Source organism: Paenibacillus sp. GYB006, from assembly GCF_036577645.1.
Lineage (GTDB): Bacteria > Bacillota > Bacilli > Paenibacillales > Paenibacillaceae > Paenibacillus.
Map to the genome: position 1 here is coordinate 1 of NZ_JARBDA010000021.1, position 15,809 is coordinate 15,809.

Consider the following 15,809-nt stretch of genomic DNA (forward strand, 5'->3'; position numbering starts at 1 on the left):
TCGACTCCGCTCGACTTGCATGTATTAGGCACGCCGCCAGCGTTCGTCCTGAGCCAGGATCAAACTCTCCAATAAAGTTATTGAAAAGAGCGATAAGCTCATTTAGAAAATGCTGACGAGAACTTAACGTTCTCTATTTCATTTGTTATGACCAACAAATGAAATTTGTATTAATTCACTCACGAGTTTTACTTGCGTAAAACTCCTCGTTGTTCAGTTTTCAAAGATCAAGTTTTTTCGTGAATCGCTTTGTTTCAGCGACCTTTATAATATATCATGTCGGCTACCTTCATGTCAAGAGTTTTTTTAATTTTCTTTTTCACTGATCTCTCAGCTTCAGTTCTAATTAAATTCTCTTTTTTAGGGCCGAGATATAATTTATCATATAGTTAGTACTAAAGTCAACTACTAAATAAAGAATATTTTAAACCTAATAAAAGTCCCACTCCAGGCAGTCCTAATACGGTCACCGTCCCTATGGTTGTAGGGTTTATGGGTATATACATATCTCCGGTTAAACCAGAATAGTTAATTACATAAATCCCAAGAGAGGCAAGAACTAAATGAAGGCCAAATGAGGAGATCCAGCCCAGCCCAATTTTCTTTCTAAATACAATAATCAGTATCAGCAGTAAGGAAACCGATAAAACTCCCCAAAGAATTACATCCCTCAATGTGAACCCTCCACTCTTTTAGCAAGGTTATTATAAGGAGTATCATTCACACAATCTTGAGTCGACCCTACAACTCCATAGTTCTTAGCTCTTCTAAGATGCATTTGATATCTACGCTCTGCAGCCTCAAGAATAAAAATGGCATAATCAATTTGATCTTGCTCTACCGCTTCTTCAAACATACAATGCGCCGCTTTCCACTCTTCATGCGATTTTTTAATGTCTTCGAAAATCTCCTTTTGTATCTCTACCCTTTCATTTAACAAGTTCCCGCTTTTAAATCTCATAGACTTTATCCAACTAACCATAATGACCCCTCCCGCTCTTGTCCTTATATCATTCTTGAAGCAAGAATGATTGAAATGAAACAGATACACAGTGACTGATCCATGAATGCTCGTCCTTCTCAACAAAGCAATCATGTAAAAAGCTAACGTTATTCCATTCATATCGCAGGAGAGATCACCTTAGAACCAAAAAAGCTCCCCAATGGGGAGCTTTTTTATAATTCATCATATTAAGTTCACGGTACACTAATGCAACTGGCGCCGTCCTTCAAGCGCCTTCGACAAAGTCACTTCATCTGCATACTCCAAATCGCCGCCCACAGGAAGTCCGTGAGCAATCCGGCTCACCACAATTTCAAAAGGCTTAACCAGCCTTGAGATATACATCGCTGTAGCCTCTCCCTCAATATTAGGATTGGTTGCAAGTATCAATTCTTTGACCCGCTCATCACTCAGTCTCATAAGCAGTTCTTTAAGTTTGATATCGTCGGGACCGATTCCCTCCATAGGAGATATCGCTCCTTGAAGTACATGATAGTAACCATCGAATTCTTTTGTCCGTTCCATAGCCACCAGGTCTTTCGAGTCCTGAACTACACAAATGACAGAAGGGTCGCGGGATTTATCTTGGCATATTCGGCAAGGATCTGTATCTGTAATGTTACAGCATACCGAACAGTAATGAAGATTTCTCTTCACACTAACCAGCGCCTTAGCAAAATCGATCACATCGTCTTCATTCATCTTCAGTACATGAAAAGCCAGGCGTGCCGCCGTTTTGGGGCCAATGCCAGGTAGACGAGTAAACGCATCTATAAGTTTCGCGATCGGTTCAGGATAATACAAAATTACATTCTCCTTCTAGATCAATTCAATTTAGAACAAACCAGGGATTTTCATGCCGTTTGTGAATTTACCCATATCTTGGTTAGCCAACTCATCAGCTTTAGTCATTGCATCATTTACTGCAGCCATAACCAGGTCTTGCAGCATTTCTACGTCTTCTGGATCTACAGCTTCTGGTTTAATTGTGATGGAAGTCAGTTTTTTATGACCATTAACTTCTGCAGTTACTACACCGCCGCCAGAGGTACCCACTACTGTTTTTGTTCCAAGCTCTTCTTGAGCTTTCAGCATTTGTTCCTGCATCTTCTTCACTTGCTTCATCATCTGGTTCATGTTATTCATCGTTCATCATCTCCTAATTGGGTTATATTTGATTTAGAGTTTCATTCTTTAATGATAACCAATTTCTCACCAAAAAGCTCAAGTGCCTCGTCAATCCAAGGCTCCTTTTTTCCATCTACCTGTTCCATTTCAAGCGTGAACTCTTCTTCCTTTTTCGGATCAGAGGAACCTTCAATCGCGGCGAGCCAATCTTTTTGCAGCATAGTAACAAGCCGAAGCGGTCTTCCAACCACCTGCTCAAGAACACTCTCAATCACTTGTTTGTTTGCTGGTTTCTCTGTCGTTTCACGGTGAATGTTGTTCTTAAAAGCAACTAAAACTGCATCATTTAGAACAGACACAGGTTCTCCATCCACAAACCAGGCGTGGACCGTCACTTTTTCCTCTTTCACACGCTGGAGGATTTGACTCCATTTTTTGCTGATATCAGTGAATTCTGCACTGTCCTTCTCAGCAATATATTGATCCATATGAGGCGGTATTTTGGCTACCCCTGAGGATCTTGAAGGTGTAGGACGATTCGATCGCGCCGGAGCTGCTGAATTTTGATTCGCAGTCGCTACACCGCCATTCTTCAATGCTTTCTCAAGTTTCCGCTCAAGTTCTGCAATTTGTCGTTTCATTGCAGTTAACTCAGAAGAACTTACCGCAGCGCCCCCTCCTGCCTCAGAAGCAGACTCACCTGCACCCTTAGGAAGACTGCACAATTTTAGAAGTGCTACTTCAAACAACGTCTGCGGCTGTGCCGCATATTTCATTTCACTTTGATAACGATTCAGTGTATCAATAATATAAAAAAGTTGTTCTCTCGAAAATGCCTCTGCCATTTCTTTAAAAGAGGATGGGTCAAGTACACGATCCGTCATATGTTCCGCATTAGGAACCATTTTGATCAGGAGAAGATCTCGGAAATAATAAAGAAGGTTCTCCATACTCTTGTCTGCACTTTTTCCTTCTTGCATGAACTGCTCTACCGTCTGCAGCACCTCACCCACTTCTCCCTTTAGAAGAAACTGAGCAAGTTTACCAAACTGTTCTGCTGGCAAGCCGCCGGTCATATCCAGCGTTTGACTGTAAGTCACTTGTCCTCCTGTAAAGGAAGATACCTGATCAAGAATACTCAGCGCATCCCGCATACCTCCGTCCGAAAGACGGGCAATATACTGAAGCGCCTCTTCCTCAGCAGTAATCTCCTCTTCTTTACAGATTAAAGCAAGACGCTCTGTCTGTTCCTCCAGCGAAACTCGGCGAAAATCAAACCGCTGACAGCGAGAGATAATCGTTGCAGGAAGTCTGTGAGGCTCTGTTGTTGCTAAAATAAACATCACGTGCGGCGGCGGTTCTTCAAGCGTTTTAAGAAGTGCATTAAATGCTTCTGTCGTCAGCATGTGTACCTCATCGATGATGTACACTTTATGACGAACCTCCGTTGGAGCATACTTTACTTTTTCGCGAAGATCACGAATTTCTTCAACCCCTCGGTTAGAGGCCGCGTCAATCTCTTGAACATCCATCACTGCTCCAGATGTAATTCGAAGGCACGCTTCACATTCATTGCACGGCTCAGTGCTTGGGCCACGTTCACAGTTAACAGCTTTGGCCAAAATTTTGGCCGCACTTGTCTTCCCTGTTCCTCGTGGACCACTGAATAAATACGCATGCGAAATCCGCTGTTCACGAATGGCATTCTGTAAGGTCTGAATAATATGCTGTTGTCCAACCATATCTTGAAACGACTGAGGCCGCCAAGCACGGTACAACGCAATATGTTCCACTGTGCTTTACCCTCTTTCCACATGTCTCGTGACCTTTTGTCGTGGCTTCATTATACTATATTCCCTGCTCAATCAAAACTTTAAAAGCAGCTACGTATAAAATAGCCTTTCATTTTGCCCTATAAAAACAAAAAAATCCTTGCAAATATATGCAAAGATGTCCGTTTTCTATATAACATATTCTTTAGTTGATTTAAAAAATAGAACCGTGCACCTGTTATCGATAATTGCGATCCAAGCGGCACCCCTGCATAACAACTCGGGTTAGGCACCCCTCCGGCACAAGAGTGGTCTTGCTTATGGCTGCTTCCTTCCGGACCTGACCAAGTTCACAAGTACTCATTGCGGAGGACCCAGCCGTCAACATTGCATGCAGAGACCAAACCTCACATCGACAAAACCTCTAACAGGAATTCAACCTCGCTACAGCGGATTGCGAGTTACAGGGCACCGCTACCTCCCCATCTAGCACGGTGAAAACAATTATATCGCATGACAAGCAAAATTGCAACCGATTATGACCCATCCCATTATTTACTTATCTCCAAAAAAACAAAAATGAGGCAAGCGTAGAAACGCAAGCCTCATATCAAAATTAGATACCGTATTTTTTCTTAAATCTATCAACACGACCACCAGCATCCAGGAATTTCTGTTTACCAGTGAAGAACGGGTGACATGCGGAGCAAACCTCTACACGCAGTGATTCTTTAACAGAACCCGTTTCAAATGTGTTACCACAAGCGCAAGTAGCTGTAGTTATGTGATATTTTGGTTGAATCGCTTCATTCATGACTTTCACCTCTTCTTGCCCTGAACCTCATGCGGATCCAGAGTTATTAAGAACACAAAGTAAATTATAGCATGTACATTTTACAAATGCAATCCCTTAGCCCAGATTTACGTTGTCGCTGAAGCTGTTGTTGTCCGGTTCGATCGGCGTGGTGCACCGCTTCCTGTATTCGTATTTTGACCCGCTGTATCAAGCGAAGCCAGGAATTCTGTATTCGTCTTGGTATTACGCAGCTTTTTAAGGAAACCTTCCACAAAGTCATGACTTTCATTCATATTTTTACGTACAGCCCAGATCGCATCGAGTTCTTCTTTGCTAAGGAGAACTTCTTCCCGGCGTGTACCAGAACGACGAATATCGATGGCTGGGAAAATACGACGCTCCGCAAGTTTGCGGTCCAAGTGAAGTTCCATATTGCCCGTACCCTTAAACTCTTCATAAATAATATCATCCATCCGGGAGCCCGTATCAATCAGAGCTGTAGCCAAAATAGTTAAACTTCCACCCTCTTCTACGTTACGAGCCGAACCGAAGAACCGTTTAGGACGATGGAATGCTGCCGGATCAATACCGCCGCTGAGTGTTCGTCCAGAAGGAGGAATGACCAGGTTGTATGCACGCGCAAGACGGGTGATGCTATCTAAAAGAATTACGACATCTTTTTTAGCTTCTACTAAACGTAAAGCACGCTCAAGTACAAGTTCAGCTACTTTAATATGATTTTCCGGCAGTTCATCAAAAGTGGATGCTACCACTTCCCCTTTTACAGAACGCTGCATATCCGTTACTTCTTCAGGACGTTCATCAATCAGTAGTACAAATAATTCGATTTCCGGATTGTTGGTTGAAATACTGTTTGCAATCTCTTTCAGAAGAAGCGTTTTTCCCGCTTTGGGTGGAGCAACGATAAGACCGCGCTGTCCCAATCCTACGGGAGCAAGCACATCCATAATTCGGGTAGATAAATTCGTCGGGGATGTTTCAAGCGTTAGCTTTTTCTGTGGATATAGAGGAGTTAAGGCTGGAAAATGGAGTCTTTCTGCGGCAAGATCAGGACTTTGACCATTAACAGCATTGACTTGCAATAGCCCAAAATATCGCTCATTCTCTTTAGGAGTTCGACATTTACCTGATACAAGATCTCCTGTCCTTAAATCAAATTTACGAATTTGTGAAGCAGAAATATAAATATCTTCTTTACTTGGCAAATAGTTTATCGGGCGAAGAAAACCATAACCTTCAGGCAAAATTTCTAGAACACCCTCCATAAACATAAGTCCGCTTTGTTCTGCTTGTGCACGAAGAATAGCGAAAACGAGTTCCTTCTTCTTGAGCTGCCCATAATAAGGGATCTGGTACTTTTTTGCTAACTTGTACAAATCGGTTAGCTTCATTACCTCCAGATCAGAAATTTGTAGATCCATAAAATAACCACCTATTCAATTATTAAGTCCGTTGTAAGGAGAACAGCTGACGGTGCAGCCTTTTATTATAAGCTCATGAATTGCATTCAGATGCTCTTACTCTCCATTGTACGGAAAATACCCTGTATATTGCAAATGATATGTTCCGCGCTTTCATACATTGTAATAAACAAATCTATTAAATTAGGTTTACCCATTTTCACAAGGGATATTCAACCGAAGATATACTTCTTACATAAGTTTTATACCCCTTATGAAAATAAGGATCACTTCTTAGTCATTCTGTCGCCAAACGTCAGCACCAAGCTCTCTCAAGTTGGTAACCAGATGATCATAACCCCGATCGATAAACTCTACTCCGGTAACTTCTGTTATTCCTTCACTTACAGTCAGTCCAGCAATAACTAACGCAGCACCGGCACGTAAATCTGTTGCTTTTACTTTCGCTGCATTAAGTGGATGTCCTTCTATTATTGCAGAGCGTCCCTCGACTCGTATCTTTGCACCCATTCGGGCTAGTTCAGGAACATGTTTAAAACGGTTGCTATAAACAAAGTCGCTCAGCACACTGACTCCATCTGCCTGCGTCAGTAAACTCGTCATTGGTGATTGCAAGTCCGTTGCGAAGCCCGGATAAACAAGCGCCTTAACGTCAATGCTCTCATACTTCTCTTTTCCAATAACTCGAATGCTCTCGTCAAGTTCCTCAATCCCAACACCCATCTCAATCAGCTTCGCTGTTAATGCTTCCAGATGTTTAGGAATGACATTGTCAATAAGAACATTTCCACGTGTCGCTGCTGCCGCGATCATATAGGTTCCTGCTTGGATACGGTCAGGGATAATAGAGTGACGGCAGCCTCGAAGTTCCGACTTGCCTTCAATCCGAATCGTCTCTGTACCCGCTCCCTTAATCGAAGCACCCATAGAATTTAAAAGTGTTGCTACATCTATAATCTCAGGCTCTTTAGCCGCATTTTCGATAATTGTAGAGCCTTTGGCACGAGTGGCCGCAAGCATAATATTAATAGTTGCTCCTACACTAACAACGTCCAAATAGATCTTAGCGCCTTTTAATTCCTTGGCATGAAGATGGATGGCTCCATGCTCATTAGTAACCGTAGCGCCCAGAGCTTCAAATCCTTTGATATGTTGGTCAATTGGCCGAGGCTCAAAGTTACATCCTCCAGGAAGTCCAATAACCGCTTCCTTAAAACGACCAAGCATCGCTCCCATCATATAGTAGGAAGCACGAAGTTTCTTAACGGGACCATTAGGCATCGGCAGCGAGATAATGTGTGTAGGATCAATTCTCATCTGGTTGCCTTCCCATGAAACATTTGCACCAAGTTCTTCAAGAATTTCGGAATAAACGGCAACATCACTGAGTAAAGGTAAATTATCAAGTATAACTTCTGATTCGGCTAAAATCGCTGCCGGAATCAGTGCAATCGCACTGTTTTTAGCACCGCTGATCGTAACGGTACCTTGTAGTGGACGTCCACCACTAATCATTAATTTTTCCATAAGGTAAAGGGTCCCCCTAGAAATCACTTCTAGCCGAAAAAATAGTTCTAATTGGCAAAGTTAGTATAACATATCCTTATCACGAATTAAAAATTGTATTAAAAATGGAAACACACCGACTAAGCGGTGTGTTTCCATTAATAGCTATATTATTAATTTAAAGAGCAATCTTATGCTTTGTTGTTGGATCCAAACTCGCGCATTTTTCCAATAACCGTTTCTTTGATTGCTTCACGTCCTGGTTGAATGAACGTACGAGGATCGTAAGCATCTGGTTTAGCAGCAAGAACTTCGCGAACAACTTTAGCAAATGCGATTTGGTTCTCCGTGTTTACATTGATTTTGGATGTTCCCAAAGAGATCGCTTTTTTGATGTCATGCTCAGGAATACCTGTACCACCATGAAGAACAAGTGGAGTGTGAACTGCATTGCAAATTTCTTCCATTTCTTTAAATCCAAGGTTTGGTTCGCCTTTGTAAGGACCGTGTACAGAACCAAGAGCTGGAGCTAGTGTATCGATACCTGTTTCGTTAACGATGCGCAGGCAATCGTCAAGTTTCGCGTACATTACTTCACCAACAACATCATCCTCTTGTCCACCAACGATACCAACTTCTGCTTCAACAGAAACACCTTTGGAGTGAGCATATTCAACCACTTGTTTTGTGATTTGAACGTTCTCGTCGATTGGATGGTGAGATCCATCGATCATAACGGAAGTGAAACCAGCGTCAATCGCTTCTTTACATTTATCAAAGCTGGAACCATGGTCCAGGTGAATAGCTACAGGCACGGAAATTTTCATATCGTGCATAAGACCTTCCACCATTTTTACAACGGTATAGAAACCGCCCATGTGACGAGCTGCACCTTCAGAAACACCCAGAATTACTGGAGATTTTTCTTGTTCAGCTGCACCCAAGATTGCTTGAGTCCACTCAAGGTTGTTGATGTTAAATTGTCCAACTGCATATTTACCTTCAAGTGCTTTGTTCAACATGTCTGTCATAGATACTAATGGCATGGTTTAAATCCTCCTAAAATGATTGTTTGTCTATGGTTTAAAGCCGACTTCACATACGAGACTTATTATACCACATCCCATGTCAAATACTAAACATAGGCAATAAAAATAGCTGTGCTCTTTTCCACACGGAAAAACCCACTACAAAAAATCCTGCCCAGGAAGACAGAACTTCATACACCTTCCTTACTATGCGTTTACCCCGCTGAGCTGCATATTTACCGCAACACGCATCTCATCAATATCAAAAGGCTTCGTAAAATGCATAAGTGCACCCAGCTCTGTAGCTTCTTTAATCATATCTAGTTCTCCATATGCCGTCATCATAATCACTTTTATGGATGGATTCATTTCCTTAATATGTTTAAGAATCTCCAGACCATCCATTCCAGGGATTTTCATATCTAACAGGACAAGATCAGGCGTATGCTTCTCAACGATCTCAAGGGCGACTTTACCATTAGCTGCTTGATAAGTTGTATACCCTTCACTGTTAAATACCTCCATGAGCAAAATTCGAATTCCATTTTGATCATCGACAATGAGCACCTTTTTATTATTCATCTAAACCTCCTGCGATCTTATCTATCGATTCTACCCGCTCATCATTCTTACCTAAATGACCATTAGGTTATTTATTTAAAGATTCTACCTTTCTCCGGTAAATCCTGCTTCTCTTGCTCAAACAAAAAAGACCCCAGGCTGGGGTCTTTTTTATCTATATTAATCAAAGCCCGTTCTGGGACTTTGTTCCGATCTCTACAAGTTCTCCGAATGAGTAAGAGATGCTTTTACAAATTCACGGAAAAGAGGGTGCGGACGATTTGGACGTGAAATGAATTCCGGATGGAATTGAACAGACAAGAACCAAGGATGTTCTGGCAGTTCCACAATTTCTACGAGACGGCCATCTGGTGAAGTACCAGAAATAACAAGACCCGCATTTTCAATCATTTCACGATATTGATTGTTAAACTCGTACCGGTGACGATGTCTTTCGTATACCAGTTCATCTTGGTAACATGCTGCTGCAAGAGAACCATCTTGCAACTTACAAGGGTATAGTCCAAGTCGCATCGTACCACCCATATCTTCAATATCCTTCTGCTCAGGAAGAAGATCGATTACAGGGAACTCTGTAGAAGGGTTAATTTCAGAGCTGTTTGCATCTGTAAGTCCCACTACGGAACGTGCATATTCAATTACAGATACTTGCATTCCAAGACAAATGCCGAAGAATGGAATTTTATTCTCACGAGCATAACGGATGGCAGATACTTTACCTTCGATACCGCGATCACCAAAGCCGCCTGGTACCAAGATACCGCCGATGCCGTGCAGAAGCTCATCTACGTTCTCATCTGTAATTTCTTCTGCATTAACCCAGCGAAGTTTAACATCTGAATTCGCAGCAAATCCTGCGTGGGAAAGAGATTCAACAACACTGAGATAGGCATCATGAAGGGCAACATACTTACCAACAATCGCAATCTCCACAGTTCTTTCCAGTTTTTTAATTTGGCTAACGAGATTTTCCCACTCGCTCATATCTGGCAAAGGAGTAGTCAGCTTCAGATGGTTTACTACGATCTCATCAAGACCCTCTTCACGCAAAATCAAAGGAACGTCATATAGAGTACTTGCATCGCGGCATTCCACCACAGCGTGAGGATCAATATCACAGAAAAGAGCTAGCTTAGCCTTAACATCTGCAGACAGCTCTTGCTCCGTACGGCAGACGATAACATTAGGCTGTATACCGATACTGCGCAGTTCTTTTACACTGTGCTGTGTCGGTTTTGTTTTGATTTCGCCAGCAGCTTTAATAAAAGGAATTAACGTAACATGAATATACATTACATTGTCGCGGCCTACATCACCTTTGAGTTGACGAATGGCTTCGAGATACGGCAGACTCTCGATATCGCCTACAGTTCCGCCGATTTCAGTAATAACAACATCCGATCCCGCTTCACGACCTGCACGTAAAACACGTTCCTTAATTTCGTTCGTAATATGAGGAATAACTTGTACCGTACCACCCAGATATTCTCCGCGGCGTTCTTTACTAATAACAGATGAGTATACCTTACCTGTCGTCACATTGCTGTTCTTGGACAGATTAATATCGATAAAACGCTCATAGTGTCCAAGGTCAAGGTCTGTCTCCGCACCATCATCTGTAACAAACACTTCACCATGCTGATAAGGACTCATTGTTCCTGGGTCCACGTTGATGTATGGATCAAATTTTTGAATGGTTACTTTAAGTCCTCTGTTCTTGAGCAATCTCCCAAGAGATGCAGCCGTAATCCCTTTGCCCAGGGAAGAAACAACCCCGCCCGTCACGAAAATATACTTTGTTGTCACTACTAATACCCTCCTATTAAAAGTCCGTTAAAATCAGGCGACATTATGATGTTATCCTAACCCATTTTTCAGGTTATCATCGTAAAAAAGGGAAAATGCAAAAATTGCTTGCAAAAAAACATCCCGCCTCCACGTTCAAGGCGGTCCATTTTCTTACCTATCAACTTCCCCTATAAAAAACAAAAAAGCACACCCGAAAAAAACGGGGCACTTTTTTATATAAAAACAAGTGTAATTATTGTCGTTCAATCATAAGCCCATGCAATAGTTTACTCGTTTGCATGATCTTTTGTCAAGGATGTTCACAGACTTTATAAGACTAGGTTTTGGACTAATTTAACTCGTCTTCATCTTCTGAAGAATCATCGTCGTCTTCTTCCAGGTCGTCCTCTTCATCAAGCTCTTCATCACCGATAATTTCTTCTTCCTCATCAGAGTCGTCATCAAAGAGATCTTCATCTTCGTCTTCGTCTTCATCTGGACTGTCGAAATCTTCTTTTTCACTTGCAAATGTGTCTAGTGTATCTTCTTCCTCAACATATTCCTCATCATCATCATCGTCGTCATTGATGATTCTTGGACGTTTCGTACCTGTTACACCGTCCTCAGACTTATCTATTGGGTACCAACGCTTCAAACCCCAAAGATTAGTGCCTACATAGGCAAAACGACCATCAATATTGATTTCGGTATATAGCTGAGCGATGACATCATTTGATTCTGCAGCATTCAAACCACGTTGTTTAGCTACCTCTTGCATAAGATCACGGTAGTACATCGGTGTATTGACTGCTTTCAGTACCATAAATGCCAAGTCAACTAACGGCATCTCACGAATTTGCTCTGGATCTAATTTTAATTTGAGTGAGGTACTCACTTGCGGACACTTCCTCTCACACATAATTCACTGACTTTTTTCGTTTCAATAACTTGGATCTATATCTAACATATCCATTAACAAACATAAGTAAAACCTATTTAGCACTAAAATGCAAGTTTTATGTAAGGAGATATCTTGCAAAAACAATTTCGCTTCTTTGAAAGCGAATCCTAAGATAAAAAAGACGGAGGTCCCTCCCCCGCCTTCTGACTGTATCCGCCCTGAAGAAATACTCTTCTACGGGTCCCCGCAAGAGCTATGAAGCTCTCCATGTATAGTATGAGTATACTTCCATTTTGACACGAACCAAAGGGCCTATTTATTAAAAAAAACAGGCGGGTTTCCCATGCAGTTCGGATGTCTTCCTCATAGTATACCTCAAGCATGGCATCCAGAGGGGGATTTCCCAAAATGGACTATTCCACATTTTTAAAAATGATCCATAATGAAATTGAGCACACCTCCCGCCCAGCCGGAAGACATCAAATTATCCGTTTTATGAAACCACACCAATACTGGGACTGCCTAGATCAGTTACGTAAAATGAAACCTTCCCTCAGCAAGCTCCAGTATATACGTGCCTCGCATTTAATAAGAGCGCTCATTGTTCCTCTCCCCTCCTCCTCAAGGCTAATTCACTCTCACAGCGAAGTTACTATTGAACAGGACACCAAAATCAAGGTCCACTCCGCTTCTGCTCGAATCCCAAAACCAGAAAACAGTCTGGGTGTCCCTTGGGGAGTAAAACAGATCCGAGCACCTAAGGCATGGTCTACTTCAACGGGACATAAAATTAAAATTGCCGTCATTGATACTGGAGCTGATTATCAGCATCCTGATCTTAGACATTCATTAGCTAGAGGAATCAACTTGCTGAATAGGAATATGCTCCCGCTTGATGATAACGGACATGGCACTCATATTGCAGGAACGATCGCAGCAGCGAACAGCATGGAAGGAATTATAGGTGTGGCGCCGAGATCTGTTATTTATCCGGTTAAGGCTTTTGACAATCAAGGCTCTGCCTATGTATCAGATATCATTCTCGGGATTGATTGGTGCGTCCGGAACCGAGTAGATATCATTAATATGAGCTTTGGTATGAGAACGAAGAGCAAGGCACTCCTGGATGTCGTTAACAGAGCCACCAAACAAGGTATTGTTATCGTTGCATCTTCAGGAAATGATGGCAAACGAAGAAGCATTGATTATCCAGCAAGATATGCTCAAACCATTTCGGTAGGGGCATCAGATGAGAATCGGCATATAGCTGAATTCAGCAACCGAGGTCCACATGTAGATATCTATGCACCTGGGAAAAATATAAACTCCTGCTGGGTACAGGGAAGATATCATGAAATGAGCGGAACATCGATGGCAACTTCGCATGTGAGCGGGGCAATCGCCTTACTTATGGCGGAGAGACCCGGCTTATCTCCTGATGAGATCAAAAATCTAATCAGGAAAACGGCAACCCCTTTGCGTTCCCGTAAGGCCACAAGAGGGGCTGAACAAGGCGGAGAACTGCATGCACTGCGCCTTCTTCGGGAAGGAATGAAATTATGAATTTCATAAACAGCTTAATAGCACCGGGCTATGGTAATTTCATGGAAACTTGAAACCACAAAAAACCCTCCCGTTCAAAGGAGGGTTTTATCTATTTTCAGCAGATACCTAAACGTTCTTACATTTTTTCCGGAGCGCTTACGCCTACTAGCTTCAAAGCATTCTTAATTACGATACGTACTGCACCGAGCAGAGCAAGACGAGCTTGTGTTTGTTCTGCATCATCCGTAATTACTCGTTCAGCTTTGTAATAACTGTGGAACATAGAGGCCAGTTCATATACATAACGAACGATACGGTGTGGTGCATGTCCTTTTGCTGCGGTTGCAATTTCTTCAGGGAACTCACCAAGCTTGCGAAGCAAGTTGTATTCATGTTCTGAAGTCAGCTTGGATAGATCAACATCACGCACTGGATAAACCGTTATTCCTTGCTCTTCTGCCTGACGATACACGCTGCATACACGAGCATGTGCATATTGAACATAGAATACTGGGTTTTCATTCGAAGTGGAAATTGCCAAATCCATATCAAAATCAAGATGAGAATCCATACTGCGCATTGTAAAGAAGTAGCGAATTGCATCTACGCCCACTTCATCCATCAAATCTTCCATCGTTACCGCTTTACCTGTACGCTTGGACATTTTTACTTTCTCGCCATCTTGGAACAAGCTGACCATTTGAGCAATCAATACGATCAACTTATCCGGATCATTACCGAGTGCTTCCATTGCCGCTTTCATTCTTGGAATATATCCATGATGATCAGCGCCCCAAATATTAATCATGGTATCATATCCGCGAGCATACTTATCACGGTGATAAGCAATGTCTGGAGTCAGATAAGTATAGGTACCATCATTCTTAATAAGCACCCGGTTCTTATCATCGCCATATTTCGTAGTTTCGAGCCAAGTTGCTCCTTCTTCTTCAAAAATCTCATTCCGTTCGCGAAGTTCATCCAGTGCGTTAAGTACTGCACCATTATCATAAAGTGAAGTCTCGCTGAACCAATTATCGAAGGACACCCGGAATCGGCCTAGATCACGTTTGATTTTGTCAAGTTCTTTCTCTAAACCATAGTCTCTGAAAAATGCTGCACGATCGCTTGGACTCATTTCAAGAAGAGAAGAACCTTTCTCCGCAATTAACTCTTTAGCAAAACCGCGAATATCAGCTCCATGGTATCCGTCTTCTGGCATCTCAACTTCTTGACCCAGCTCTTGAAGATACCGGGCTTCAATAGACTTGCTCAGATTAAATACTTGGTTACCGGCGTCATTAATATAGTATTCACGAGTAACTTCATAACCTGCAAAATCAAGCACATTACAAAGAGCGTCGCCTACTGCTGCTCCGCGAGCATGGCCTAAATGAAGACTTCCTGTTGGATTCGCACTAACAAACTCAACTTGAACTTTACGTCCTTCTCCCAGATTAACCCGTCCATAGTCGTCGCCTTGTTCTTGAACAAGTTCAACGATAGGATACAAGTAACTTTTCGTTAAACGAAAATTAATGAATCCGGGTCCCGCGATTTCTGCTGATTCAATCCCTGCATCGGAAAGATTCAGATGTTCAATGATTTGTTCAGCGATCATGCGAGGGTTTTTCTTAGCAATACGAGTAAGCTGCATTGCTGCATTTGTTGCAAGGTCTCCATGATTCTTATCTTTTGGTACTTCAAGTACAATACTCGGCATTTCTTCTGATGTAACCAGCCCTGCAGAAATTATGGCTTCTTGAATTCCTTTTGTTACCTGCTCGTTAATTAGATCGAGTGGATTGCGTGTCATGATTTTATTGATCCTCCTGAATTTCTATACTAATAGACAATTGTCCTGATTGTTCCTCAAATACATATAAATCATAGCTGAACGAAATCTTCCCCGATAAATTCGACAAGGATAGAGACAGCTCTTTCGTATCGGTAGATAAAGCAAAGGAACTATAAGGTGAACGATAAAAACCGGGCAGCCTTTTTCCCTGTTCAAATGTTTGCTCTGATTCTACACCACCGTGCCGAATCAGCTTTACACTATGATCTGTTATCTTCACCGTATTACGAATAGGTTCACTTCCAGGCAGCTGTTCTTCTTCCACATACCGTATATATAAGGCATTGCCTTTCCGTAAAGCTTCACCCACAACCTGCTGATTTACTTTCTCACCATCAGCGACACTGTGAATTTGGAGTTTGACAGGACTCCATACTGACATCTTTTTCTTCTCCCATCTATTCATAGGCGTACTTTCTTCATTCATCTTTTATATATTCTATATAGTTTACCGATATTG

At 42.1% G+C, this 15,809-nt stretch carries 15 protein-coding genes, 1 rRNA gene and 1 other RNA gene; 1 reads left to right on the forward strand and 16 read right to left on the reverse strand.

Features of this window, described 5'->3' with window-relative positions; genetic code table 11:
• From PV403_RS22640 to rpoE, 14 genes are all read right to left on the reverse strand, one after another.
• Positions 1 to 75 (reverse strand): 16S ribosomal RNA (locus PV403_RS22640); the annotation flags it as partial.
• A gap of 326 nt (positions 76 to 401) precedes the next feature.
• The gene (locus PV403_RS22645; RefSeq protein WP_213535829.1) at positions 402 to 674 is read right to left on the reverse strand and encodes a pro-sigmaK processing inhibitor BofA family protein; all 273 of its coding nucleotides are present in this window, start codon (positions 672 to 674) and stop codon (positions 402 to 404) included.
• Positions 671 to 982: a DUF2508 family protein gene (locus PV403_RS22650; RefSeq protein WP_213535828.1), complete on the reverse strand. Its 312-nt coding sequence runs from the start codon at positions 980 to 982 to the stop codon at positions 671 to 673. The genes PV403_RS22645 and PV403_RS22650 overlap by 4 nt, the downstream gene beginning before the upstream one ends.
• A gap of 225 nt (positions 983 to 1,207) precedes the next feature.
• On the reverse strand, positions 1,208 to 1,807 hold the full coding sequence (gene recR, locus PV403_RS22655) for a recombination mediator RecR (protein ID WP_213535826.1): 600 nt from the start codon (positions 1,805 to 1,807) through the stop codon (positions 1,208 to 1,210).
• 30 nt (positions 1,808 to 1,837) lie between these two features.
• On the reverse strand, positions 1,838 to 2,149 hold the full coding sequence (locus PV403_RS22660) for a YbaB/EbfC family nucleoid-associated protein (RefSeq protein WP_160034347.1): 312 nt from the start codon (positions 2,147 to 2,149) through the stop codon (positions 1,838 to 1,840).
• A gap of 41 nt (positions 2,150 to 2,190) precedes the next feature.
• Positions 2,191 to 3,924 (reverse strand): DNA polymerase III subunit gamma/tau, encoded by a 1,734-nt coding sequence (dnaX, locus tag PV403_RS22665; protein WP_332086069.1) that lies wholly within the window; start codon positions 3,922 to 3,924, stop codon positions 2,191 to 2,193.
• Between the two features lie 206 nt (positions 3,925 to 4,130).
• Positions 4,131 to 4,398, reverse strand: an RNA gene (ffs, locus tag PV403_RS22670) — signal recognition particle sRNA large type.
• A gap of 121 nt (positions 4,399 to 4,519) precedes the next feature.
• Entirely contained in the window at positions 4,520 to 4,717 is a 198-nt protein-coding gene (gene rpmE, locus PV403_RS22675) for a 50S ribosomal protein L31 (protein ID WP_160034343.1), read from the reverse strand.
• A 107-nt stretch (positions 4,718 to 4,824) separates the two neighbouring features.
• Positions 4,825 to 6,141 (reverse strand): transcription termination factor Rho, encoded by a 1,317-nt coding sequence (gene rho / locus PV403_RS22680; protein ID WP_332086070.1) that lies wholly within the window; start codon positions 6,139 to 6,141, stop codon positions 4,825 to 4,827.
• A 273-nt stretch (positions 6,142 to 6,414) separates the two neighbouring features.
• A complete protein-coding gene (locus tag PV403_RS22685; protein ID WP_191804901.1) occupies positions 6,415 to 7,668 on the reverse strand; it encodes a UDP-N-acetylglucosamine 1-carboxyvinyltransferase in 1,254 nt (417 codons plus the stop codon).
• Between the two features lie 170 nt (positions 7,669 to 7,838).
• Positions 7,839 to 8,693 (reverse strand): class II fructose-1,6-bisphosphate aldolase, encoded by an 855-nt coding sequence (gene fba, locus PV403_RS22690; RefSeq protein ID WP_213535818.1) that lies wholly within the window; start codon positions 8,691 to 8,693, stop codon positions 7,839 to 7,841.
• 189 nt (positions 8,694 to 8,882) lie between these two features.
• Positions 8,883 to 9,257, reverse strand: coding sequence for a response regulator (locus tag PV403_RS22695; RefSeq protein ID WP_332086071.1), 375 nt, complete (start codon positions 9,255 to 9,257; stop codon positions 8,883 to 8,885).
• Between the two features lie 195 nt (positions 9,258 to 9,452).
• A complete protein-coding gene (locus PV403_RS22700; RefSeq protein WP_213535816.1) occupies positions 9,453 to 11,063 on the reverse strand; it encodes a CTP synthase in 1,611 nt (536 codons plus the stop codon).
• Between the two features lie 331 nt (positions 11,064 to 11,394).
• Positions 11,395 to 11,940, reverse strand: a complete 546-nt coding sequence (gene rpoE, locus PV403_RS22705) for a DNA-directed RNA polymerase subunit delta (RefSeq protein WP_213535814.1) — start codon at positions 11,938 to 11,940, stop codon at positions 11,395 to 11,397.
• A 414-nt stretch (positions 11,941 to 12,354) separates the two neighbouring features.
• On the opposite strand from rpoE, the gene PV403_RS22710 reads away from it, so the two are divergent.
• Entirely contained in the window at positions 12,355 to 13,509 is a 1,155-nt protein-coding gene (locus PV403_RS22710; protein WP_213535812.1) for a S8 family peptidase, read from the forward strand.
• A 118-nt stretch (positions 13,510 to 13,627) separates the two neighbouring features.
• Here PV403_RS22710 and argS read toward each other — a convergent pair whose 3' ends face one another.
• Together argS and PV403_RS22720 are read right to left on the reverse strand one after the other, a co-directional pair.
• Positions 13,628 to 15,307: an arginine--tRNA ligase gene (gene argS, locus PV403_RS22715; protein ID WP_213535810.1), complete on the reverse strand. Its 1,680-nt coding sequence runs from the start codon at positions 15,305 to 15,307 to the stop codon at positions 13,628 to 13,630.
• Between the two features lie 4 nt (positions 15,308 to 15,311).
• Complete coding sequence (locus PV403_RS22720; protein WP_213535808.1) at positions 15,312 to 15,731, reverse strand: DUF1934 domain-containing protein; 420 nt, start codon at positions 15,729 to 15,731, stop codon at positions 15,312 to 15,314.
• Positions 15,732 to 15,809 lie beyond the last annotated feature (78 nt).

Excerpts from the sequence above, each read along its gene's own strand:
- PV403_RS22650 (WP_213535828.1), bottom strand. The coding sequence starts at position 982 with ATGGTTAGTTGGATAAAGTCTATGAGATTTAAAAGCGGGAACTTGTTA.
- PV403_RS22660 (WP_160034347.1), bottom strand. The coding sequence starts at position 2,149 with ATGAATAACATGAACCAGATGATGAAGCAAGTGAAGAAGATGCAGGAA.
- rpmE (WP_160034343.1), bottom strand. The coding sequence starts at position 4,717 with ATGAATGAAGCGATTCAACCAAAATATCACATAACTACAGCTACTTGC.
- rho (WP_332086070.1), bottom strand. The coding sequence starts at position 6,141 with ATGGATCTACAAATTTCTGATCTGGAGGTAATGAAGCTAACCGATTTG.
- PV403_RS22685 (WP_191804901.1), bottom strand. The coding sequence starts at position 7,668 with ATGGAAAAATTAATGATTAGTGGTGGACGTCCACTACAAGGTACCGTT.
- fba (WP_213535818.1), bottom strand. The coding sequence starts at position 8,693 with ATGCCATTAGTATCTATGACAGACATGTTGAACAAAGCACTTGAAGGT.
- PV403_RS22695 (WP_332086071.1), bottom strand. The coding sequence starts at position 9,257 with ATGAATAATAAAAAGGTGCTCATTGTCGATGATCAAAATGGAATTCGA.
- PV403_RS22710 (WP_213535812.1), top strand. The coding sequence starts at position 12,355 with ATGGACTATTCCACATTTTTAAAAATGATCCATAATGAAATTGAGCAC.
- argS (WP_213535810.1), bottom strand. The coding sequence starts at position 15,307 with ATGACACGCAATCCACTCGATCTAATTAACGAGCAGGTAACAAAAGGA.
- PV403_RS22720 (WP_213535808.1), bottom strand. The coding sequence starts at position 15,731 with ATGTCAGTATGGAGTCCTGTCAAACTCCAAATTCACAGTGTCGCTGAT.